Consider the following 22,040-nt stretch of genomic DNA (forward strand, 5'->3'; position numbering starts at 1 on the left):
TAAACGCCATCTTCTAAACTAAACGATTGTATCCATGTCAGAATTAAGTAAATCGGATCTCAGGTTTATAGAGTCCATAAAAGAAAGGGAAAAATTATGGGAAGAAGTACAAGAGCTGGTGGAGTTTCTGGGCTATGACCTGAATCCTATTGGCGGAAATTCTTCTTTGATGGTGTCCTTAATGCGTGAGGAAGCCTTGAAGACTATTACTGATATCAGAACGAAATTAGATGCGATAGAATTATCAATTAAGAAAAATAGTGTATAAGTATTTTACCTCTCATTGATAATCCTATATTGTAACAGGTTTGGGAAATACCTTTCAATATCCTGTCATTAACCCATTTGAATTCACTGCATAGGGTATGCAGGCTATAAAGAAGAAGTTGGTCATACAGTTAAATCATGGGTTCTATCTCTTTTGAGTGCTCTCAAAAGTATACTTTCTATCATCCTGTCCTCCTTAAATAAACTTCCCACCACGCTTGTCCCGACAACAGCCTGGTCTTGATCGGATATGTGTTATCACAGATTCTATGCCGGTAAACTATACCCATTCATGTGATTTTTCTTTTCAGAAAGACGTCTTTTCTGTTGTTTGTAACAATGTTTTCTAAACAATAGCCGTATGTTTAGGTTACTATCTCTGAGAGTAGACAAAACAACTCGTTACAGATAGTTTAATGGAAGAACTTATCCAATTTATCAAAGGAATCGTCTGGATCGATGATCTGGATTTGCAACTGGTGCTTTCCAGATGCAGCGAACGACAAATTCCCAAAGGCAAACGCATCTTACGAAAAGGACAGATTGCCAATCAGTACTTTTTCATTGTATCAGGGGGTGTCCGGTTTTTTTATGAAGCCCATGACCAGGAAGTGACAAGCTGGGTGATGTTTAAAAATGAGTTTTTTACCGAAATTTCAAGCCTCCATCCCCAAGTACCCTCCCGATTTAATATTGAAGCCGTAGAAGAAACGAAACTCATTGTGATTGATAAAAAAGATATGGATTTTTTATATAGCCAGATTGCTGCCTGGGAATCATTTGGTAGAAAGATATGGGAAGGGATGGCCGTACGAATGATAGACCAGATTCTAAACTTCCAAACGTTATCTGCTCAGGAACGGTATCAGTCTTTTATGACCAATCCGGAACTTATACAGAAAGTTCCGGTTAAGCAGCTGGCAGCAGTGCTTGGGATCACGCCCAATGCATTGAGTCGAATTCGTAAAAAAATCCGGTAGTGGCATTATCTACCATTTGGTAGTTTTAACGCTTCACAACCATTGTACTTTTGAGTCACTAAATAATGAAAGCAATGACTCAACCTAAGCACAACACAATGGTATCTCAGAATGCATATTCTGATGAGGATTTACTTAAAAATCTCCCAGGTTTTACCAACCACTATGCAACCGTTAATGGAGTGCGGTTGCATTATGTAGAAGGGGGGACTGGCATGCCGCTGGTTTGTTTGCCAGGATGGCCACAAACCTGGTATTCGTATCACCCTGTGGCAGCAGAACTCGCCAAAACATACCGTGTCATCATTATAGACATACGAGGGATGGGTAGCTCAGACAAACCCCTTTCCGGCTACGATAAGAAAACAATGGCGGCTGATATTGTAGCCTTGGTACAACAGCTGGGATTGGCAAAGGTGCATATCATGGGGCATGACATTGGCGGAATGGTTGCTATGAGTTTTGCCTTTAATTATCCTCAATTCACAGAAAAGCTGATTGTACTGGATGGCTCACACCCAGCCGAAGGGATGTTGCAGATGCCTTTGATACCCGCTCCGGGTACGTTTACCGAAAAGATGGATGCTGCCATGCCGTATGCCTGGTGGATGGGATTTAATCAGGTAAAAGGACTGCCGGAAAAGCTACTGGAGGGACGCTTTCAGTACCTGCTGGACTGGCTTTTTCCCTATGTTATGATTGATGATCGCCACATGTCCTCTTTTGAACGAGAGGTATATGCTTCTTTCTATAATGATACGGAGAGTATCCGGGCTGCCAATGCCTGGTATCAGACATTTCTGCAGGATATAGAAGATGCCAAAACTTATGAGCCTCTTGCCATGCCTGTGTTAGGAATTGGAAGCTATATAAGTTACAACTACATGAAAATGGGATTGCCTTATGTGGCCAATAATTTACAAATGATCGGAATTTTGGATAGTGGACATTACCTGTTCGAAGAGCAACCTGCACAAGTAGTGGATGCGGTGCGGAACTTCTTATCACACAAATCCTGATAAATTAACTCACATACCTATTTAAAAACGAACTGAAATGAAAAAAATAATAATAGTATTTGGTGCTACCGGCAATTTGGGAAATAGGATTGTCCGTGAACTACTGAAAAGAGATGTAGAAGTGCGTACTATTATCCGAACATCTACTGATCCGCAAAAAATGAATACCCTCAAACAAATGGGAGCCACTGTTCAGGAAGTAGATTTGGCTAACGTGGATGCTATTGCCAAAGCAAGTGCAGGTGGCAGTTGCATTGTGTCGGCTCTGGCTGGCCTGGGCGATGTAATTGTGGACTTACAGAAGCGAATTATAGATGGAGCTATACAAGCGGGTGTGCCCAGATTTATTCCCTCTGACTTTTGTACTGATTACACAGATTTGGTACCTGGGGAAAACAGAAATTTTGATTTGCGGCGAGAATTTAGAATGTATCTCGACAGTAAACCTATACAGGCCACGTCTATTTTCAATGGGGCTTTTGCTGATATATTACAATACAATACACCAATTCTAAACCTGAAGGAGAAGAGTATTGGGTATTGGGGAGACAAGGCTGACTGGAAACTGGATTTTACAACAATGGATGATACTGCTGCCTTCACAGCAGAAGTCGCGTTGGATGAAACCGCACCCAGAAACCTACAGATTGCCAGTTTTCAAGTTAGCCCCAGGATGTTATGGCAGGATGTAAAACAGGCAACAAATCAGGAATTCCGATTGTATCAACTATCCAGTCTTGAAGACTTTGCACAGTTTATCAAAAAGCAAAGAGCCGATTATCCGGCAGGAGAAAATGAGTTATATGCAAAATGGCAACAAGGGCAGTATATGTATTCAATGTTCACAACCCACCATACGCAATTAGCCAACGACCGCTATAAAAGCCTTACCTGGACAACCAGCCTGGATTTTATACGATCATTTGTTCATTAAAGATTGTTTTAGTACATCTGGCTAGATGTATGATAGTAATTGAGAGGAGATAGTTTAGGAATCTGTCACTCTAATGCATTCTGTTATTATACCCAGGGGATAACTTATTATAGTCCCTTGGGGATTTTACATATATGTTAACAGGCTTTCGACATATCTAGTACATTTTTATGCTTATCAACCTATTTATATCAAAGCTGGTAGGTAGGCATGCACAGTTGAAAATACAAAAACCGGATAGTTTTATACACATCACTTCTTCACGAGGATTATTGCTGGATAAGTTGTATTGAAAATATCTCTGATAGCTTCCGAGATTTTGTTTGCTATTATTCAGAGTGGTAACAAAACCAACTTGAAGAAGAAAATAGTAAGATAGAGTTCTGTAGTAGGCTATTTTGAGCACAGGAAATGTAATTTAAAATGATTACTTGGCTCATCTATTCTATTGTCATGGGAATATCCAGGTATATTTCGCAGATAGGATTAGCTAAACGAAACTTCCGTAGGCGATCCTGAGCATTTGGAACCAGATAAGTAGCTCCTAATCGCAATAATTTTAAATTGGATAATTGTTCCATCTCATGTGGGATATAAAGAATCGGGGTATATTGAAGGTTTAATTCAGATAGATTCTTCAGGTAGGAAATACTCTTATCTATTGATGCATAGTGTCTGTTATTGGAAAGATCCAGTACTTTCAGGTTCTGGTAGGATTGATTAAAGACAAGCGTTGAAATACCTTTTCCTATAGACAAGGTTTCCAATGAATCCGGTAATTGAATAGTAGGGGAAACATAAGTCAGGCAGGAATCAGTAATTCGTAATTCTTTCAACCGTTTCAATGTATATATATTCTCAGGAAGGCTTCTTATATTACATTCTGCTATATGAATTTCTTTAAGTTTCTTCAGTTTACTCAAACTTTTAATCAACACCTTTAGGTTTAGATTTTTAATTTCTTCCAGACTCAAATATTCCAGATGGGTAAGTGTTTTGATCATTTTTAACTGAGAAAGAGAAAGATTTTCACGAACCATTAATGTAGTTACATATTTTTTGCAGGCAAGAGCCGTCTTCCAATCTGTACAGAGATCACAGGTGTCAGCCTCTACATTGCGTTTTATAGGCAGTGTAGGCTTAGCTTTTCGCTGTATAGAATCTTTCATTTGATTAATTCGGGCAATAGTAATTATCGCATTCTGTTTTTTGGATGAACAGGATATTGAAATCACCAGTAGAGAACAGATAGTTAAGAATCTACTCACAGAAATAATCTTTATATTTTTCATTGTAGTACAGTGTTAACTTTAGAAAATAGTACCTGGTTAAGAAGTACATAATGAGGTGGTCTACTTTAGGGAAAATAAATCACTTGCAGGTGAAAAAAAGGTAAATTCTACTTTTCTTCGAAGGCTTTTCAACTAGATGCAATCCTTTTCCTAATTCCATAAAATAAACTTCCTTTGCAAAGTATTTCGTCAATCAGAGAGGTTTTGCGATGTCATACTACTTGTAATCTAACATAATGGAATTTGTAACAGTAAGCTTTGACCCTATCATCATTCTGGTTCTTATTCTTTTAGTTATAATTATAACGTTGAGTGCTATATACACATACAGGAAGATTTTTAAGAAAAGAAGGTAGATCAAATAACATTAACATTTTAATCAGAGTCTATATGAAAGCATTCTGGTGTCTGCTTTTAGTTATCTTTTCCTTGCATACATATGCACAAAATCAAAAGTCTGAAAGGAAGAAGAGGAAGACTCTTAGAACACTAAACAGATCTAAAGAGGTTGTCTATGAAATTGATCTATGTTCGATGGATTCTTCGTACGTGCCCAAAGTCTTAGGTACAAGGCCACAATTTCCAGGTGGAAAAGGTTGTCTGGATAACTTTATCAAGGAAAGAATTCAGATACCTGCCAATTTTACACCAGATTCTCTATCGGAATTCAATAACATCTCTATTGAATCAAACTTAGACTCTGCAGGAAAAATAATAAAGTATAAAATTATACAACACCTGCCCAATTGTGCAACTTGCGATATAGAAGCACTCCGGTTAGTGCAACAAATGCCCACCTGGATACCTGCAAAGGGAGAAAGAATAGGTGGAGTTGTTCGTAATATACCAGCTGAACTAATTATACGCATTAATTTTACGCCTGGATATTATGAGAATACATCTATTTGTGAGGTAGGTAATAAAAATAAATAGACAAATAGTCCTCACTGAACTATTCAGGCATAAATAGTACCAGAGGAGCTATACAGTATTCTCCTCTAGTGCTATTCCTTAAATCAACGTATCCAGAAATGCTTCTGCTTCGGCAACTGTCGGAAACTGCCGTACGGGCATCTGGCTGGACTTGGCTACCTTGCTGAGCTGAAATGCCGTTACAAAATCCTTAGGGGCAACCTCTGCCGTATGGCGTAAACCATTTTCTGTAAGCAGCTCCTGTGCCTGTTTATGAATGCCTAATACCTCTGCCGGATGTGTAAGCATGGTGCTTAAATCTGTCAGTAGTGTAAAGTTGGGTTTTAGTAAGGCCAATGTCTTGCGCCAGTCTGAAACATAATTGGCTACAGACTCCGGGTTTCTCCAATATCCAATCACCTTCAGATATACTCTGTTCTTTGTTTCGTCTATGGCAATTTCGTACTGTGGTGTTTTTACTATCTCTTTCATAGGATGCTGGTGTATTCTGAAAATACAAAGTGTGCTATTTCAAAATGATACTACAAAGAAATTAAAAACACAAGTAATTAGTCAATTGCTTCAGAATGAAAAACTTACAATATTATGGATAGGTCATAATTTATATGTGTAGATGGAGATCTCAAGCATGGCTACACTCATAATCATGCTACCGGTTTTGGAATAAGCGTTCAGGATAAGGAATAGGAATTCTACAAAATAGCAAATGAAAGGGAATATCTTTGCTGATCCCCATCTGCAATATGCGAAGAGTATAAAGTAGTGAATATACCTGTAAAATGAAGGTTTTCACTGTTATTGCCATTTGGAATCAGTTAGAGATAAATGTACTGCTGATGGATTGATTTCTTATTTATATTACTATTGATCGATTGTAAAATTAAACATTTTGTGTTGTGTTCGGAGTATTTCTACAATAAGGAGCTTTGTGTATACTATAAAAAAGGTACATAGACTCTGTTGACTGAGAGAGATTAAACATATAAAAAGTAGCAAAAGTGTTTTCACTTCTTGTACTTCTTTAAGTTGATTCATACATGTGTTCGCCTTTTTTCGTAAGTAAATTTACTCTATACTTTCTCATTTTACTGATGTTAAAGTTCGTAGACATACAAAGCTGATTCATAGGATATTTATTTCGATTTGTCTTTTTTCTGGTATTTTGCCACTTACCCAATTCTGTGATTGGGTATCTAAGAATAGATAGCACTGCTAAAAGGAGTATCACTTCAGATAAATTCCGGGATGCTATGTTTTTACTTTGCCAGCTAATGATATGATAATTTCCAGGAATCCTGACCAGGATGCAAGTCTTCTACAAACTGCTGCTGCTTATTCTTCATTGGATATCAGCTCTATGGATAAAAATTTTGAAGAAATACTCCAGCTTGTGTCTTTGATATGCGGAGTGCCAATTGTGTTGATGATAACGATAGAGGGCGAGAAACAATGGGTGAAGGCGGAGAAAGGATTGAATTTGTCTGAGTTACCCTATGAAATACCTTTCTGTACCCAATTGATTCGTCAGGAAGGATTGTTTCTAACCAATGACATAAAAAAAGAAAAGCTTTTGTGTGGCAACCATCTGCTTAAAAATGATTCCCGTATTTGTTTTTATGCCGATATTCCTCTGGTTGATTCCGAAAAACATCAGATTGGTTCTTTATGCATCATGGATTATGAAGAACATGCCATTATTGAAGAGCAGGAAATGATATTACAGGTGCTGGCCGGACAAATTGTAAAAAAGCTGGAACTAAAACAACGTAACGAAAGTCTGATAGCATTGCTGGATCAGGCACACGAGCAGGCACAGAAGATCTACCATTTGCATGAAATCAATAGCCGTATTCTGTCCGTTATTTCCCATGATCTGCGTAGCCCGCTAAACCTGATCAGTGGTATGCTTTCGCTTTTGTCAGAAGAGGAACGTATAGAGGACGATCTCAAATCTATCATAGACAAAACATCCCGCATGCTCTATATCACAGACCAGATGCTAACCAGTCTGGTACAGTGGGGATTTGCCCAGCAGGAAGGAAACGAGGTTACAAAAGTTGTTTTTACTCTGTGGGAACTGGTAGACAAGGTACGTCAGGAACAACTGCCTATGGCTGAAGCCAAGGACAACCAGATTACAAACCGGGTAGATAAGAAAATACAGATACAGGCTGATAAAGAAATGCTCCGGTTTGTGTTGCGTAACCTGGTAGGCAATGCCAACAAGTTTACGGACTCAGGAGAGATCACCATTCAGGCAAGTCAACTGGAGGCTGCTATACAGATAGAGGTAACAGATACCGGAAAAGGTATGAGTCAGGAGTTTATGGAGGGTGTGTTTGAGCGGCATCAGACCAGCCGTGGTACACAAGGTGAGAAGGGCTTGGGATTTGGACTAATGATGTGTCGGGCGTTTATTGAAGAACACAAGGGGCGTTTAGAAGTAAAAAGTGAAATGAATAAAGGAAGCATTTTCTCCATTTTTATTCCACAGGAGATATAGCTATATGCATTAAAAATACACTAGGATGAATTTAGAAAATATTAGTTGTAGTATAACTAATAGTGTGCATTTACAAGGCCTCTTTTTTAAGGAGGTCTTTGTATTTTATAAATGGTTGTATTTTCTAAAAGCAATGCCCATAGGCTGATTATTGCATAGGAGACAGAATTGAGTACCTTTGCGGGCTAAATTCTTTTTGTCTCTGCTGCCGTTCTGTCATAAACTGTAGCACCAATCCTATACAAGCCCATGCATATAATTCCCGCCATAGACCTGATAGATGGCAAATGTGTTCGCCTTACACAAGGTGATTATTCTCAGAAGAAAGAATACAACTCAAACCCGCTGGAAGTAGCACAGATGTTTGCCGATGCCGGACTGAAACGGTTGCACCTGGTAGACCTGGACGGGGCAAAACAAAAGCGTTTGGTAAACCATAAGGTGCTGGAAAAGCTAGCAACCCATACTTCCCTGCATATCGATTTTGGCGGAGGCATTCAGTCAGATGAGGACATACGCATTGCCTTTGAAAGCGGTGCCCAACAGGTGACAGGAGGCAGCATTGCTATTCGTAAACCCGAATTGTTTGAAAGCTGGTTAAAGCAGTATGGCAATGAGAAAATTATTCTGGGCGCTGATGCTAAAAATGAACGCATTGCTGTAAGCGGATGGGAAGAGACTACCGAAGTATGGATCTATGATTTTCTGGAAGAGTACTCACGCAAAGGAGTCAAATATGTGATCAGCACTGACGTAGCCAAAGATGGGCTGCTACAAGGCCCTTCCTTTGAGCTATATAAAAATATTCAGGACAAGACACCCGAGCTAAAACTGGTTGCCAGTGGCGGGGTTAGTAACATAGGGGATGTGGAAAGATTGGCAGAAATGAATATTTTTGGGGTGATTATAGGAAAAGCCATTTATGAAGGAACCATTCAGCTTGCTGACTTGTCCAGAATGGCAAATGCCTAATGTATGTCTCATTTTTTTCTATTCCGCTTATGCCTTCTTTTGATATTGTTAGCAAAATTGATGGTCAGACTCTGGACAACTCGATTAATACTGCCAAGAAAGAGATACTGAACCGCTATGACTTCCATGGCTCTAAATCTGAAATAGAGCTGGATAAAAAGGAAAATACGATTCAGGTACTGACCGAAAACGAAATGCGTATGAAAGCTATTCAGGATGCTATTATGGTACGGATGGCTAAACAGGGACTTGATCCGAAGTCGCTGGATATGGGTGAACTGGAAGCTGCTTCCGGAAATATGGTGAGACGCAAAATTCAGGTGAGACAGGGGATTGATAAGGATACTGCCCGAAAGATTGTAAAGATTATCAAAGACAGTGGCTTAAAAGTACAGCCTGCCCAGATGGATGATCAAATCCGGGTCACCGCCAAAAAGATAGATGATCTTCAGGCGGTAATAGCAAAACTCCGCGCGTCAGACATTGGCCTGCCGTTACAATTTGTAAATATGAAGTCCTGATAGATGAGTTTAATAGCCCGGAAATGGGCTATTTTTTTATGCCTATATCTTATCTCTTCTTGCGGCGTCTCTTGCTAACCTTCCATCTCAAATCTGTAAAACAACTATAAAAGAAAAACCCTACCTATAGGCAGGGCTAAGATGTATGTAAGGGTTTGTTAGAAGACTTAGTAAGCTTTCCGCAGAGCATCATCAATGTTGATGAGGTCCAGGTAAGGCTGTAAACATTGCAAAGAACTGAATGGCAATACCTTCACTACTTCTTCGCGAATCGTATCATACCACACCTCTACATAGAAACCGCGAAGATACAACAAAGAAACCCTCCGGCTAAAAAAATACCGTTCACATAAAATTGTTCCTTCTGAGTTTAACTGTTGTAGCTGTTTGAGCAGAGGAAGCCGCTGATACTCCATCAAGTCTTTGAATATTTTCGTGCTGCGCATGGGTCAAAAAATTACAAATGTAAGTTTTACTTCAAATAACCAAAAAAAAACACAAGCGAACAATAGTTTAAGCGTATTTTTTTATTTTTTCTGCTAACTCCTGTGTAAGTTCGGTAGCCATTCTAAATCATTACTGCCTGTGCTTTTGAATATTAATACCTTTTCATACGCAATTAGTAAACAGATAGAGGAAAAAAATGTGGTTACCTTTTATTTTGTACTTTCGCACCACAAAGAAAAATGATGTACCTAACAGGTATTATCTTTCAAATCTCTTGCTGTTACGCTTGTGCTGACGTCTAATCATCTACCGGAAGTTTTTTTGTCCCGAATGCAGGCCACCCTCGGTTCGGAGTATGTATCTTTTGTGAGTGCTTTGGAAAAAGAGCCGCCTGTCAGTATTCGGCTAAACCCTCAGAAAGGTCTTCACTCGCCAGCTACGTATTCGGCTGTGCCCTGGGCTGAAAGGGGGTTATATATTCCACAGCGTCCTGTGTTTGCGCTGGACCCACGCTGGCATGCGGGAGCTTATTATGTACAGGAGGCTAGTTCGATGTTTCTGGAGCAAGCCTGGAAGACTATTGCCGGGTCACTGGATGCAAAGCCTGTTGTGCTGGATTTGTGTGCAGCGCCGGGAGGGAAAAGTACCCATCTGGCTTCTTTATTGCCTCAGGGTAGTTTGCTGGTTTCCAATGAAGTGATTCGTTCACGGGCACAGATCCTGACAGAAAATAGTACCAAGTGGGGAAGAGGCAATATCATTGTGACCAATAGCGATCCTCAGGATTTTGGGGATCTGGAAAGCTTTTTTGATGTAATTGTAATTGATGCACCCTGTTCTGGTGAAGGAATGTTTCGCAAAGATCCGGATGCTGTAAAAGAATGGTCAGAGGCCAATGTACAACTATGTGCTGAGCGGCAACACCGGATTCTGGCAGATGTATGGAATGCCTTGAAGCCAGATGGCTTTCTTATCTATAGTACCTGTACATATAATGCAAATGAAAACGAACAGGTACTACAGTGGTTAACAGAGAACTATGAGGTAAAAGGAGTGGAGGTAGTAGTTCCGGATCAATGGAATATTACGGTTTCCAGTACCTGTGATATCAATGGCTATCGCTTTTATCCGCATCGGACAGAAGGAGAGGGGTTGTTTATGGCTATTTTGCAGAAAACAGAAGGGCAGGAAAGAAGCTTCCGGAAACCTAAGAAGCCTACCTGGCTGAAAGCCCCACGGAAAGAGGTAGAGATAGTGTCCGGATGGATTCAGGAACGAGATGACTGGGAATGGCTACGCTGGCAGGAAAAAATGGTGATTCTACCTGCAGGTATGTATGACCATGCCGAACAACTGGCACAACATACACGTATTGTCTATGCCGGAGTAGATGTGGCCGAAATCATCAGAGATCAGGCAAACCCATTGCCAGCTCTGGCCTTGTTTGATGATATGAATCCGCGCCATTTTGCTGTCGAAGAAGTAGATCTGGAAAAGGCCTTACGCTTCCTGAAGAAAGAGGATATTGCGCTGGAAACTGGGAAAGGCTGGAAACTGATTGTTTATCAGAATATTCCACTGGGATGGGTAAAACAGATCGGACACCGGGCCAATAACTACTTCCCCAATGAATGGCGTTTACGAATGGATTGGCGAGAGGTTGAGAAGTTACTGACCGATCCCATAACCTTTCTGGAAGTATAAATACATAAAATATATGATAAAACGATATTGGTTTTATGGAATGCTGCTTATCTCTTTTGGGATAAAGGCGCAGACAAACCTGCCTTTGGCTCAGAAGTTAGTGAAAGCATATCCTGCCTATCTGAAAGAAGTAGATGGAAACTATATTGTTTGGAAAGATGGAGCGCGTATGCTATGGGATGATGGCAAAACGAAAACGTTTAACCACGCCTTGAACAATCCCGATCTGGAAGACCAGATGGCACAGCCGTATACACCAGGCGAAAAATACACTATACCAACTATAGATCAGGATCCTGGCCGTATCCGATATGAACCGTTCTTTCTAAAGATGTATGGTGGTTCCAAAGACGAAGTAGAGAAAAATCTGGTAGAGATCGACTGGCTGCCAAAAACTTCCCATACAAAACTAAAGGTAACAAAGGTAAATGGAGTAGCTGAAAAGCTACAGGCTATTTCTAAAGAGTTGGAGGCTCTTCCACATTTACACAAATACCTGATTGATCCGGGTGGTACATTCAGCTGGCGAAAAATTGCGGCCACTACCCGTATGAGTAATCATAGCTATGCCATTGCTATCGATATCAATGTAAAACACTCCAACTACTGGCAATGGGAAGTAAAAGACTCTACTGCCAGAATTCAATACAAGAACCGGATTCCCATGGAAATCGTGAAGATCTTTGAAAAATATGATTTTATCTGGGGCGGAAAGTGGTATCATTATGATACAATGCACTTTGAGTACCGCCCGGAGTTGTTTTAAAATTTAGGATGCTCTAACACCACTGATAATTACAGAATCCATTTTTAGTACCTGGCCATGGATCGTTTGCTCAGGTTCGGGTATTTCGTGGATGGAAATGGCTGCAAACCCATTTTGGGACAACAACTCACTGACTTCATCCGGGGAATACAAGTGAAAGCCAAAAGAGACAAAGGGGAGATGCTGCATAACTTCTTTGCTGCGTATGGCTATTAACAACTTGCCACCGGGTTGTAATACCCTTCGTATCTCTGCCAGTACCTTCGGCGGATCTTGCCAGAAGTACAGTGTATTGACAGTAAATGCTTTGGTGAACAGGTTATCTGCCAGGGGTAATGCCATTGCATCTCCCAGCAGAAAGTGAGCCTGACCTGTTTCTACAAATGATTGATTGACCTGAGTGGCTTCCTGAATCATGGTTTCTGAGAAATCACAGCCTGTGTACCGGATGCCCGGTGCACTACCCAGCAGGTATTTACAAAAAAGTCCATTACCCATACCTATTTCCAGAATAGTATCATTTGACTCAGGGGGTAATAATCTGATGCAGGAGAGATTCATGATTTCGTTGGTATGATTCATCTTCTCCCCAACTTGTTTGCCCAATTCGCCTTCTGGTTTGTGTAATTGTTCTGCGACTTCTTTAAAATCCATAGATGTTGTTATGCGTTTTGTTGTAAGTAAGAGTGTTATGCTCGTATACTAACTAAACCTGTGCCAGTGCCGCCTGAGTCAGATTTTTCACCACTTGTTTGAGTGCGGTAATAGTATCTGAATCTGTAACTACTCCAGTCGCGGATAATTTTTGTGCAACAGACCCGATCATCAGGGAAGATCCCTCTACCAGATGGGCATCCATGACTGTTAATGTCAGAGTCAGGGAGGCAAACGCTTTGTCTCCACCCATAAATGAGGGTGAGGCACTGATTACAGAGGTAGGTTTTTTCATAAATTCTCCTGAAGAGACAATCCAGTCGAGTGCATTTTTTAGCGATCCTGGTACACCATACGCATATTCTGGTGTACAAATAATCACTGCATCTGCTATTTTGAGTTCATGACGTAGCTGGGCCACGCTATCTTCTACCTGCCCACCATCAAGGTCCGGATTAAAATGAGGCAGATCTGCCAAACCTTCGTAAAGGATAAATGTGCTGTCTGAAGGAAATAATGTTCTGGTGAACTGCAAAATAGCTTTGTTGGAAGAGTTTTTACGCGGACTTCCAGGTATAGCAAGTATTCGCATTGGGATAGTGGTTTGGGTTGTATTGTTGGGCTAACTGCTTCTATTAGAAAACAGTTCATTCTGGCAGAACTATAAAAACAGAGTGAAGGTATCAGCGAATTTGTGGTGAGAAAAATCATCTTTTTTTGTGAGGAGTAAATTCGCAAAGCTGAAGAATATATAGCAAATTTGAGTATACCACAAGCCTTTGTACCATGAAAACAATCATCATCCCTACCGACTTCAGTACCATAGCTGAAAATGCGATGAGTTTTGTCAATGCCATTGCCAGCCGCAAACAGACCCGGGTTGTTTTAGTACATACCTATTATCTGCCGGTTATTGCCGCTCCTGAAGCAGGATACGCACAAGCTGCCTCACTAGACTATATGGAAGAGGAATTGGAAACAAAGCTTAAGGAGACATGTACAAAGCTCCGGCATAATTATCCCAATGTAACCTATGAAGCAAAAGTGCTGAATGGTTTTCTGGTTGATGTGCTGCCAAACCTGGCTAAAGAGATGAATGCGGATCTGATTATTATGGGAACGGACGGGGCATATGGGTTAAAACAGGTGTTTCTGGGTACTAATAGTGTGGAAGTGCTGACAGAAGCCACTTGTCCTGTGTTGATTATTCCGGCAGAAGCTCATTTCAGAGGGATAGAACAAATCGTGTTTGCAACGGATCTGTGGGAAGAACCTTCTCCAGATATCCGGATGGTTGTGGAAATAGCCCGGATGTTTAAGGCGGAAATTTCATTTGTCTATATTCCTGTTAATGGAACGAAGGAAGTTTCAGATGAGGACTGGAAGAATTTTTATCAGCAATTAAACTACGATAAGATTTCGTTTCATATACAGCAGGGAAGAAATATTGAAGAAGGCATACGATCCTTTACAGAAAAAATGGCAGCAGATATTGTTGTGATGATAAACTATCGACGTACATTCTGGGATCAGCTTTTTACGACTAGCCAGACCAAACAAATGGCTTATCATACCAAGGTGCCACTATTAGTGTTACATGCCTGAAGTAACGAACATGAGTCATCCCGAATATTGGATGAGAGCAAAACCCAAGCCTATTCCTTTGACAAGTGCGGGCTTGGGGTAATTTCTGAGAAATTTCTTTAGTTGCGTTTGTTTATTGCTCCAAACATTCTTCTTCCACAGGCTCCTTCATTTTTTGCTTGCCCAAAAAACAGGGCACCAAACGAGAGTTTGGTGAGCCAGATCTGTGCGTTAGCAAAAAAGGGCACCTTTTCCCGATCCTCCTGCCCGCAAGGCCAAAGGCCAACCTCGCGGGAAAAGGATTGCCAGCGCACCTACACCACCGCACACGATTGAAGTGAGCGCAATTCTCTTTGTACATCTATGCTTACTTTTTCAATGACAACTTTTTACTCAAAATTCGGGATGACTCATGTATGAACCGGAAAGCTACTTACTCCTTCTTGAAGGGAGAATCCTTTTCTTTTGCCATAACATTGTAGACAATCTTATCCATCCAACCTGGAAACCACTTATTCAGAAAAACAGTAAGTTTACCCTGTCCGGTAAGAATAAGATATTTTTTACGTTTTTGAACTGCCTTTAGAATATGTTCCGCACATTCTTCCGCACTCATCATCTTTTCCTCTTCTCTCGGTGACTCTCCCTGTACAGAACCGTCACTGGTAAGTGCTGTATTGCGGATATTTGATGCCGTAAAGCCTGGACTGGCAGTGAGCACATGAACACCTTTGTGCAGCATTTCAGTGCGTAAAACTTCCAGAAATCCATTTACCGCAAACTTGGAGGCTGAATAGCCTGCACGAGCTGGCAACCCTCTGAAACCTGCAATAGAAGAGATGCCTACCACAGAGCCTTTACTTTTTAACAGATAAGGTAAACAATATTTGGTAGCATATACCGTTCCGTAAAAGTTGATGTCCATTACTTTTCGGATTACATCCAGGTCTACATCTTCAAAGAGCGAACGCATGGAAATCCCAGCGTTGTTAATCAGCACATCAATCTGACCATATTTACGTATCGTTTCGTCGACCATACGCTGATTGTCTTTTTCAATGCTTACATCTGCAACAATGGGAAAGTTTTCAAATCCTTGTGAGGAAAGTAGACGGGACGTTTCCTGTAGGTTGGTTTCATTGCGACCTGTGATAACGATCTTAGCGCCGGCACGGCCAAATATTTCTGCTAGTGCTTTGCCTATCCCGGAAGAAGCACCTGTGATGATGACAACTTTGTTTTTCATACTGCAAATCTATCATTTGTATTTTAATTCTTATACTATGTTATACAGGGTTTATATACCACAAAATTGAACTATTAAAGTATGTTATAGTATTCTGGCTGATTGGTACTATTTTAATACAAGGTATTGACCATTCATACGGATTTTGCTGGAAGAGAAAAGTAATTTGGTATATTCCAGCCTGATTTGACATGTTACTTATAAACTATATACGGGTAATTTAGTATGCATCTTGAAACACTAGCTATTCAGAGTACGCACTTTCCGGATGAAAATGCGGCTGCGGTTTCAGCACCTATTTATCTCTCTACCACTTTTGAACGGGGAGAGGATGGTTCTTATCCTAAAAATTATGTGTATTCACGGGTAAATAATCCTAACCGTCAGTTGCTCGAGAACAGTATGGCAACACTGGAAGGAGGGACACATGGATTTGCCTTTGCATCTGGTCTGGCTGGTATTACGGCTGCGCTCCAGATTTTACAGACTGGCGATCATGTCATTCTGGGCGATGACGCCTATTTTGCTGCTGGTGTTTTGATGACTGAGGTTTTTGGCCCGTGGGGATTGACGATCACTCGTGTGGATATGACTGATTTGTCGGCGGTTCGAAATGCATTTCAGGCTAACACAAAACTACTCTGGCTGGAAACTCCTTCTAATCCATTACTAAAGATAACCGACATTGCGGCTCTGACAGAAATAGCTCATCAGCATGGGGCATTGTGTGCAGTTGATAATACCTGGGCAACTTCTGTGCTGCAGCGCCCACTGGAACTGGGAGCTGATATAGTACATTATTCCACTACCAAATACTTTGGAGGACATAGTGATGTGCTGGGTGGTGCGCTGATTGTAAAAGATTCACAACTGGCCGACCGGCTTAAAAAAGTACAATCGCTGGGTGGGGCTGTGCCTTCTCCTTTTGAATGCTGGCTAACAACCAGAGGGATCAAAACCATGCCATTACGGGTGAAAGCCCATTCTGAAAGTGCTTTTACGTTAGCCAGATTTCTGAGTGCTCATCCAAAAGTAGAGCAGGTTCACTATCCGGGTCTGGAAACCCATGCCGGACATGAAATTGCCAAACGCCAGATGAAAAGTGGATTTGGAGGAATGTTTTCCTTTCAGGTAAAAGGTGGAAGTGCAGAGGCTTTGAAGGTAGCTAATCATACCCGGCTTTTTATACAGGCCACCAGCCTGGGAGGAGTAGAGAGTCTGATAGAACATCGCAGGTCTGTAGAAGGTGCTGCCAGCACGTCTCCTGAAAATCTGCTAAGAGTGTCTGTTGGGCTAGAGCATCCGGATGATCTGATTGAAGATCTCAAGCAGGCGCTGGAAGCCTGAAAATAGGCAAAGAGTCTATGACCTGTCGCTTTGTCAGATAGGTGTGTCCGGAAATCACGGATAAATACGCTTTTATCTGGGATAAACCCGAGTTTGGCAGAGACATCGGAAAAGTTACAAAAGGGCTTATTAATTGTATATACATAGAATGTTTATACAACATTGAATCGAAGATAACGAATATGAAAACGCTTATAAATGGCTTACACCATGTAACTGCATTTGCCAGTAGTGCACAAAAAAATGTAGATTTTTATGTAGGTGTTCTGGGATTGAGGCTGGTAAAAAAAACCATCAATTTTGATGCACCAGAAGTGTATCATTTGTATTACGGAGATGAGATAGGTCATGCGGGCACTATTATGACTTTCTTTCCGTACAAGGGTATGGTGCGTGGTAGAAAAGGAGCTCATCAGTTAACATATACTTCTTTCTCTATTCCAGAAAATGCATTGGATTTCTGGATGAATCGCCTGAATCGGTTTCATATCACATTCGAGAAGCCTGCCAGTCGTTTTGATGAAACGTACATTCAGTTTGAAGATCCGGACGGAACAGGCATAGAGCTGGTAGCAACTAAAAATGATACCCGACCCGGATGGTCAAATGGTAGTATTCCATTGGATAAATCGATCAGAGGCTTTCATACAGTTACATTGCATGAAAACCAGGTTGATAAAACAGTGGAATTACTTACCGAAACCATGCAGCATCAGTTGGTTGTGCAGGAGGGGAATAGGATACGGTTGGAAGCTGGAAAAGGAGGATCTGGTAATCTGGTAGATATATTGTTTAGTCCAACAGATCTGAAAGGTTTACAGGGAGCAGGAACTGTACACCATGTGGCATTCAGTACAGATAACGAAGCTACTCAGCTGGAAATCAGAGAAAAACTTCTTGCAGCGAATATACATCCTACTACGGTTCAGGACAGAAACTATTTCCGGTCTATCTATTTTCGTGAACCCGGTGGTGTATTATTTGAAGTGGCTACCAATGTACCAGGCTTTGCAGTAGATGAGGACGTGACGGCTTTAGGGCAACACTTGAAGCTGCCGGAGTGGTATGAGCCCAGACGCTCAGAAATTGAGAAGCATCTGGACCCGATAGAGATCAAAACTTATTCCTGAAAAACATAAACAGAGGTTTACTGGTAAAGAGCAGGGCAATCGTATTGACTGCTGCTTGTTATGGCAGCCCAGAAACAAAGCCTGCCATTGCAGTGTTTTCCTTTTAAAGATAGCTACAGATGGCATTGCGTTTTCGCAGTGATAAACGAATATACATTTTTATATATGTTATCAGAAATGCGTTTCTGGTGATATACTCTCTTATTTCAAATTTATAGTACTATGATTCATCAAACCAAAAACTATCTGAAAAGTGGGGCTTCATTACTGGATGCAGAAAAAGTAATGATTATGATACACGGACGTGGGTCTACTGCACAGAATATTATGAGTTTATCTTCTTATTTTTCCCAGCCTCATATGAGTTTTCTGGCTCCACAGGCAACGGATAATACCTGGTATCCCTATTCCTTTCTGATGCCCATTGAACAAAATGAACCTTACCTGTCTTCTGCTCTGGAGTCTGTAGGTGGGATTGTAGAACAGGCACTGGCAAATGGAATTCGTTCGGAAAATATTTACTTACTTGGATTCTCACAGGGAGCCTGTCTGGCACTGGAGTTTGTTGCTCGGAATGCCCGTCAGTATGGCGGTGTATTCGGTTTGAGTGGGGGATTGATTGGCCCTTCCGGAACACCCAGAGACTATACAGGTTCTTTGGAGGGTACACCTATATTTCTGGGATGCAGTGATGTCGATTCACATATTCCAAAAGACAGAGTGCTGGAAAGTGCGGAGGTATTTGAGAGAATGGGAGCACAGGTGACTACCAAGCTGTATCCTAATATGCCTCATACGATTATTGAAGATGAAATCAAAATTGTGAATACTATTCTGAATTCAAGCAATGCTGTAAAGCCTACAGTGTAGGTAACCGATGCATTGACTTGTGAGAAACAGATGTTGGAAACTTTTTTATAGGGTTCAGAGTTCGTAGTTCTATATCATAGTCATAAACTATGAATTCTGACACTTTTCTGACCTATAGAACATGAACTTAACCATTGTATCTGCCAGTACCCGTATTGGCAGACAATCACATCGGGTAGCACTGGGGCTGAAGAACTATTTTGCACAATTCAGCCATGTGAACCTGACTATTGCTGATCTGGCAGATTATCCTATTCCCTTGTTTGAAGAGGTAGCTCAGCGACATCCCAATCCGCAACCTTCCGTTATTGAATTGGGTAAGATACTTCATCAGTCAGATGCTTTTTTGTTTGTGACACCTGAATACAATGGAAGTTATACACCTGCTCTGAAAAACATGGTGGACACCTATAACAAAACAGAGTTCGCAAGGAAGGCTATTGGCATTGTCACAGTCACTACCGGCGGTTTAGGCGGGATGCGGGCTGCTATGCAGATGCAACAATTAATACCTGCTTTGTTCGCTATTGCAGCTCCTCATATGTTACTGGTTCCTCATATGACACAAAAGTTTGATGAAGAAGGAAATCTGATAGACGAACATTATCTGAAAAATCTGGATCATTTTGCAAAGGAGTTTTTGTGGCTTGCAGAGGCTGTATACGAGAAAAAACAGAAAGAACACATTCATACCCATTAATTTCCCTTATAGATAGTTATAGTACAAGAGCTCCAGTGATGAATAGTGGTATCATCACTGAAGCTCTTGTGTTTTTATATGATTCTTTTTGAATTAGTGGCTTTAAGCAGGAGGTATACTTTCTAAAACCGAAATACATCATACTGAATAAATAGGATACTTTAACCGAAGAAAAGCTCAAATGGGATAGTCTAAAATAAACTTATCTCTATATTTACGGGCAAAAATTTAACCAGATCATATGAATAAAGACATTTTGCAAAATCGTTTTGAAGTAATTTGTGGCTTGGTACTGGCAATATTTGCCTCTATACTGGCCGTTGTTCAGATTGGGTCAGGACAGGCAGGTGGAGATGAGTTAAAAGCTATTAATGAAAAGTCTTCTGCCTATCAATGGTATCAATCTAAGAGTATCAAAGAAAGTTTGCTGGAAGGTCAGATTGGATTGTTGGAAACATTGTTGAAGTCAAATTCCATTCAGGGTAAGGATACAGCTGCCTTATATGAGAACATTCATAAAATGCAGCAGAAGATAACACGTTATGAAAAGGAGAAAGATGAAATACTACGTGGGTCTATAGAGGTAGGCGAAGCCAACTGGGTACAGGAGAAAGATGGAAAGATGGGCCAGATTACCGGAGCACAGGAATGGGAAAAGCTGGCAGATAAAGCTGGCTATATTGGTGACCAGTTTGATCTGGCTTCGTTGTTTTTACAGTTATGTCTGGTAATGGGTGGGGTGGCATTGGTGATTCACAAACCAACTACCAAGTGGACCTTCTTTGGACTAATGATTGCACTGGGTACATTAGGAACCTTGCTTTCTATCTATATTTATACAATATCCTGATTTCCGGAAAATCAAAACAGACAGGAGCTGTTATTAAGTACTTTTTTTAAAGCTCAACACCAGCTCCTGTCTGTTTTAGCCCCAACTATGACGCCATAGCCTGAAATTTTCCGCATGTACAGCGTCGTTTAACCGTTTGATCCAGTTAGATTCCTGTCTGGGATTATCATAGTCTGTGAGTGTAAAGACAAGGATCATATTCTGAAACCAGTTTTCCTTTCTCATTTCTTCCAGTACAGATAGTACCGTCTCAAATACATTTTCCCGAAAACGGGGAAAGCTTTCTGTATACGTTTTGCCTAGCACTGTGTTTCGCAGTAGCGCAGACAGTTGATTAAAGTCTTCAATAGCGAGATTTCCTTCGTTTTTCCATTCTGCCGGACTCCACTGATAATACTCTGTATTGTCCGGGTCTTCTGCTTGTTGTTTTTGCAAATACGAGAGGGTATTTACCGCTGGTGAAAGTGTAAGCACCCCTTCATCTGAGTACAACGCAAAGGCGCAAACCTCACCAGTATATTGTCTGGTAGCTTCTATCAATGCGTTTTGAGTTGCTTCTTTTACTTGTTGTCTGAATAAATTAAAGTCAAACGGTTGCATGAAAAAAATTAACTATACTAGAAAATGTGCGATGGATAAAAATACAACAAATTGTGTTCACACGTGTAGCCAAAGGTAGATTGACATGACTACTAAAAGTCGCAAAGTAATGAAAAATAGAATGCAAAAAATGAGTGCTACAGACTTTATGTTTTATTAAACTATTCTATTCCTAAATGTGTGTTGGGTATGAGATGCTTAGATAAACTTTACGCATTTTGTACATTACCTCCAGGTCTCTGGTAAGCGATAGGAAGATTGGTTATTACTTACACACAAAAGTTGTCTGGTACCATTCTGTAAACAGAACATACAAGACAACCTACTAAAGAGCTTCATTATTGAATTACCTGTAGTACTTCATTGTGACGTCGAAGATGTATTTTGGTCAATAAAAGCACCACGTAAGACCGATAGGAAAAAATAGTTAAAATGAAGAATGTTGTTTGAGTGATACCGAAAGCTCAATAGTAAATAGATTTATTCATGTCTGCAACTAATTGACTATCAAAAAGTAGTATGTAATATTATTGTCAATTAGAAACCCTGTTCCGATCTATTGTACTATAATATTGACTCATTCACAAAGTCTGAATGAGTCAGGCTTTATCAGATAACGTCTTTCGTTTTCGCTTATGTTATCTTTACTTTTAATGTAAACTCCTAAAAACTGACCATGCATAGCGGAAAGATGTAGGCTACTCTAAAATATTTAAAAAAT

At 40.5% G+C, this 22,040-nt stretch carries 23 protein-coding genes; 16 read left to right on the top strand and 7 right to left on the bottom strand.

The genetic code is table 11. The features are described from left to right. The first annotated feature begins 34 nt into the window (after positions 1-34). The 4 genes from QNI15_RS35940 (at position 35) to QNI15_RS35955 (ending at position 3,200) form a co-directional block, all read left to right on the top strand. Positions 35-268 (top strand): hypothetical protein, encoded by a 234-nt coding sequence (locus QNI15_RS35940; RefSeq protein WP_314036772.1) that lies wholly within the window; start codon positions 35-37, stop codon positions 266-268. A 415-nt stretch (positions 269-683) separates the two neighbouring features. Next, positions 684-1,247 (top strand): Crp/Fnr family transcriptional regulator, encoded by a 564-nt coding sequence (locus QNI15_RS35945; protein ID WP_314036774.1) that lies wholly within the window; start codon positions 684-686, stop codon positions 1,245-1,247. Between the two features lie 74 nt (positions 1,248-1,321). Further along, positions 1,322-2,266, top strand: coding sequence for an alpha/beta fold hydrolase (locus QNI15_RS35950; protein ID WP_314036776.1), 945 nt, complete (start codon positions 1,322-1,324; stop codon positions 2,264-2,266). Between the two features lie 37 nt (positions 2,267-2,303). Then, complete coding sequence (locus tag QNI15_RS35955) at positions 2,304-3,200, top strand: NmrA family NAD(P)-binding protein (protein ID WP_314036777.1); 897 nt, start codon at positions 2,304-2,306, stop codon at positions 3,198-3,200. Positions 3,201-3,640: 440 nt separating this feature from the next. Here the strand turns inward: QNI15_RS35955 and QNI15_RS35960 are convergent, their stop codons facing one another. Next, positions 3,641-4,492 carry a leucine-rich repeat domain-containing protein gene (locus QNI15_RS35960; RefSeq protein WP_314003559.1) on the bottom strand — a complete coding sequence of 284 codons (852 nt, stop codon included), beginning with the start codon at positions 4,490-4,492 and terminating at the stop codon, positions 3,641-3,643. A 534-nt stretch (positions 4,493-5,026) separates the two neighbouring features. Between QNI15_RS35960 and QNI15_RS35965 the strand changes: the two genes are divergently transcribed. After that, positions 5,027-5,425: a hypothetical protein gene (locus QNI15_RS35965; RefSeq protein WP_314036778.1), complete on the top strand. Its 399-nt coding sequence runs from the start codon at positions 5,027-5,029 to the stop codon at positions 5,423-5,425. 78 nt (positions 5,426-5,503) lie between these two features. Here the strand turns inward: QNI15_RS35965 and QNI15_RS35970 are convergent, their stop codons facing one another. Continuing rightward, positions 5,504-5,896 carry a hypothetical protein gene (locus QNI15_RS35970; protein WP_314003555.1) on the bottom strand — a complete coding sequence of 131 codons (393 nt, stop codon included), beginning with the start codon at positions 5,894-5,896 and terminating at the stop codon, positions 5,504-5,506. 805 nt (positions 5,897-6,701) lie between these two features. Between QNI15_RS35970 and QNI15_RS35975 the strand changes: the two genes are divergently transcribed. From QNI15_RS35975 to QNI15_RS35985, 3 genes are all read left to right on the top strand, one after another. After that, entirely contained in the window at positions 6,702-7,928 is a 1,227-nt protein-coding gene (locus QNI15_RS35975; protein WP_314036780.1) for a sensor histidine kinase, read from the top strand. Positions 7,929-8,177: 249 nt separating this feature from the next. Next, positions 8,178-8,900, top strand: a complete 723-nt coding sequence (gene hisA / locus QNI15_RS35980) for a 1-(5-phosphoribosyl)-5-[(5-phosphoribosylamino)methylideneamino]imidazole-4-carboxamide isomerase (protein WP_313989444.1) — start codon at positions 8,178-8,180, stop codon at positions 8,898-8,900. Positions 8,901-8,929: 29 nt separating this feature from the next. Continuing rightward, positions 8,930-9,421 (top strand): YajQ family cyclic di-GMP-binding protein, encoded by a 492-nt coding sequence (locus tag QNI15_RS35985; RefSeq protein WP_313989470.1) that lies wholly within the window; start codon positions 8,930-8,932, stop codon positions 9,419-9,421. A gap of 167 nt (positions 9,422-9,588) precedes the next feature. Here QNI15_RS35985 and QNI15_RS35990 read toward each other — a convergent pair whose 3' ends face one another. Continuing rightward, positions 9,589-9,867: a hypothetical protein gene (locus QNI15_RS35990; RefSeq protein WP_313989442.1), complete on the bottom strand. Its 279-nt coding sequence runs from the start codon at positions 9,865-9,867 to the stop codon at positions 9,589-9,591. Positions 9,868-10,156: 289 nt separating this feature from the next. Between QNI15_RS35990 and QNI15_RS35995 the strand changes: the two genes are divergently transcribed. Further along, complete coding sequence (locus tag QNI15_RS35995) at positions 10,157-11,572, top strand: methyltransferase RsmF C-terminal domain-like protein (protein WP_449360021.1); 1,416 nt, start codon at positions 10,157-10,159, stop codon at positions 11,570-11,572. Positions 11,573-11,585: 13 nt separating this feature from the next. Continuing rightward, positions 11,586-12,338 (top strand): M15 family metallopeptidase, encoded by a 753-nt coding sequence (locus tag QNI15_RS36000; protein WP_314036784.1) that lies wholly within the window; start codon positions 11,586-11,588, stop codon positions 12,336-12,338. Between the two features lie 3 nt (positions 12,339-12,341). Here the strand turns inward: QNI15_RS36000 and QNI15_RS36005 are convergent, their stop codons facing one another. After that, entirely contained in the window at positions 12,342-12,992 is a 651-nt protein-coding gene (locus QNI15_RS36005) for a class I SAM-dependent methyltransferase (protein ID WP_314036786.1), read from the bottom strand. A 52-nt stretch (positions 12,993-13,044) separates the two neighbouring features. Further along, positions 13,045-13,584, bottom strand: a complete 540-nt coding sequence (locus tag QNI15_RS36010) for an NADPH-dependent FMN reductase (protein ID WP_314036788.1) — start codon at positions 13,582-13,584, stop codon at positions 13,045-13,047. Between the two features lie 194 nt (positions 13,585-13,778). On the opposite strand from QNI15_RS36010, the gene QNI15_RS36015 reads away from it, so the two are divergent. After that, a complete protein-coding gene (locus tag QNI15_RS36015; RefSeq protein ID WP_314003541.1) occupies positions 13,779-14,597 on the top strand; it encodes a universal stress protein in 819 nt (272 codons plus the stop codon). Between the two features lie 412 nt (positions 14,598-15,009). Here the strand turns inward: QNI15_RS36015 and QNI15_RS36020 are convergent, their stop codons facing one another. Further along, positions 15,010-15,822, bottom strand: a complete 813-nt coding sequence (locus tag QNI15_RS36020; protein WP_314036790.1) for an SDR family oxidoreductase — start codon at positions 15,820-15,822, stop codon at positions 15,010-15,012. A gap of 225 nt (positions 15,823-16,047) precedes the next feature. Between QNI15_RS36020 and QNI15_RS36025 the strand changes: the two genes are divergently transcribed. From QNI15_RS36025 to QNI15_RS36045, 5 genes are all read left to right on the top strand, one after another. Beyond that, a complete protein-coding gene (locus tag QNI15_RS36025) occupies positions 16,048-17,169 on the top strand; it encodes a trans-sulfuration enzyme family protein (protein ID WP_314036792.1) in 1,122 nt (373 codons plus the stop codon). Between the two features lie 182 nt (positions 17,170-17,351). Further along, positions 17,352-18,299 carry a ring-cleaving dioxygenase gene (locus QNI15_RS36030; RefSeq protein ID WP_314003535.1) on the top strand — a complete coding sequence of 316 codons (948 nt, stop codon included), beginning with the start codon at positions 17,352-17,354 and terminating at the stop codon, positions 18,297-18,299. A gap of 222 nt (positions 18,300-18,521) precedes the next feature. Beyond that, complete coding sequence (locus QNI15_RS36035) at positions 18,522-19,169, top strand: alpha/beta hydrolase (protein WP_314003533.1); 648 nt, start codon at positions 18,522-18,524, stop codon at positions 19,167-19,169. Positions 19,170-19,290: 121 nt separating this feature from the next. Next, positions 19,291-19,869, top strand: a complete 579-nt coding sequence (locus QNI15_RS36040; protein WP_314003531.1) for an NADPH-dependent FMN reductase — start codon at positions 19,291-19,293, stop codon at positions 19,867-19,869. Positions 19,870-20,110: 241 nt separating this feature from the next. Further along, positions 20,111-20,719, top strand: a complete 609-nt coding sequence (locus QNI15_RS36045; RefSeq protein WP_314036794.1) for a DUF4337 domain-containing protein — start codon at positions 20,111-20,113, stop codon at positions 20,717-20,719. A gap of 75 nt (positions 20,720-20,794) precedes the next feature. On the opposite strand, the gene QNI15_RS36050 is transcribed toward QNI15_RS36045, so the two are convergent. After that, positions 20,795-21,319: a DUF4303 domain-containing protein gene (locus QNI15_RS36050; RefSeq protein WP_314036796.1), complete on the bottom strand. Its 525-nt coding sequence runs from the start codon at positions 21,317-21,319 to the stop codon at positions 20,795-20,797. Positions 21,320-22,040: the final 721 nt, after the last annotated feature.

It is taken from the genome of Xanthocytophaga flava, assembly GCF_030068545.1.
Classification (GTDB): domain Bacteria; phylum Bacteroidota; class Bacteroidia; order Cytophagales; family 172606-1; genus Xanthocytophaga; species Xanthocytophaga flava.

Bases quoted from the DNA above. Each gene is read 5' to 3' on its own strand.
- QNI15_RS35940 (WP_314036772.1), top strand. From the start codon at position 35: ATGTCAGAATTAAGTAAATCGGATCTCAGGTTTATAGAGTCCATAAAA.
- QNI15_RS35945 (WP_314036774.1), top strand. From the start codon at position 684: ATGGAAGAACTTATCCAATTTATCAAAGGAATCGTCTGGATCGATGAT.
- QNI15_RS35950 (WP_314036776.1), top strand. From the start codon at position 1,322: ATGACTCAACCTAAGCACAACACAATGGTATCTCAGAATGCATATTCT.
- QNI15_RS35955 (WP_314036777.1), top strand. From the start codon at position 2,304: ATGAAAAAAATAATAATAGTATTTGGTGCTACCGGCAATTTGGGAAAT.
- QNI15_RS35960 (WP_314003559.1), bottom strand. From the start codon at position 4,492: ATGAAAAATATAAAGATTATTTCTGTGAGTAGATTCTTAACTATCTGT.
- QNI15_RS35965 (WP_314036778.1), top strand. From the start codon at position 5,027: ATGGATTCTTCGTACGTGCCCAAAGTCTTAGGTACAAGGCCACAATTT.
- QNI15_RS35970 (WP_314003555.1), bottom strand. From the start codon at position 5,896: ATGAAAGAGATAGTAAAAACACCACAGTACGAAATTGCCATAGACGAA.
- QNI15_RS35975 (WP_314036780.1), top strand. From the start codon at position 6,702: ATGATAATTTCCAGGAATCCTGACCAGGATGCAAGTCTTCTACAAACT.
- hisA (WP_313989444.1), top strand. From the start codon at position 8,178: ATGCATATAATTCCCGCCATAGACCTGATAGATGGCAAATGTGTTCGC.
- QNI15_RS35985 (WP_313989470.1), top strand. From the start codon at position 8,930: ATGCCTTCTTTTGATATTGTTAGCAAAATTGATGGTCAGACTCTGGAC.
- QNI15_RS35990 (WP_313989442.1), bottom strand. From the start codon at position 9,867: ATGCGCAGCACGAAAATATTCAAAGACTTGATGGAGTATCAGCGGCTT.
- QNI15_RS36000 (WP_314036784.1), top strand. From the start codon at position 11,586: ATGATAAAACGATATTGGTTTTATGGAATGCTGCTTATCTCTTTTGGG.
- QNI15_RS36005 (WP_314036786.1), bottom strand. From the start codon at position 12,992: ATGGATTTTAAAGAAGTCGCAGAACAATTACACAAACCAGAAGGCGAA.
- QNI15_RS36010 (WP_314036788.1), bottom strand. From the start codon at position 13,584: ATGCGAATACTTGCTATACCTGGAAGTCCGCGTAAAAACTCTTCCAAC.
- QNI15_RS36015 (WP_314003541.1), top strand. From the start codon at position 13,779: ATGAAAACAATCATCATCCCTACCGACTTCAGTACCATAGCTGAAAAT.
- QNI15_RS36020 (WP_314036790.1), bottom strand. From the start codon at position 15,822: ATGAAAAACAAAGTTGTCATCATCACAGGTGCTTCTTCCGGGATAGGC.
- QNI15_RS36025 (WP_314036792.1), top strand. From the start codon at position 16,048: ATGCATCTTGAAACACTAGCTATTCAGAGTACGCACTTTCCGGATGAA.
- QNI15_RS36030 (WP_314003535.1), top strand. From the start codon at position 17,352: ATGAAAACGCTTATAAATGGCTTACACCATGTAACTGCATTTGCCAGT.
- QNI15_RS36035 (WP_314003533.1), top strand. From the start codon at position 18,522: ATGATTCATCAAACCAAAAACTATCTGAAAAGTGGGGCTTCATTACTG.
- QNI15_RS36040 (WP_314003531.1), top strand. From the start codon at position 19,291: ATGAACTTAACCATTGTATCTGCCAGTACCCGTATTGGCAGACAATCA.
- QNI15_RS36045 (WP_314036794.1), top strand. From the start codon at position 20,111: ATGAATAAAGACATTTTGCAAAATCGTTTTGAAGTAATTTGTGGCTTG.
- QNI15_RS36050 (WP_314036796.1), bottom strand. From the start codon at position 21,319: ATGCAACCGTTTGACTTTAATTTATTCAGACAACAAGTAAAAGAAGCA.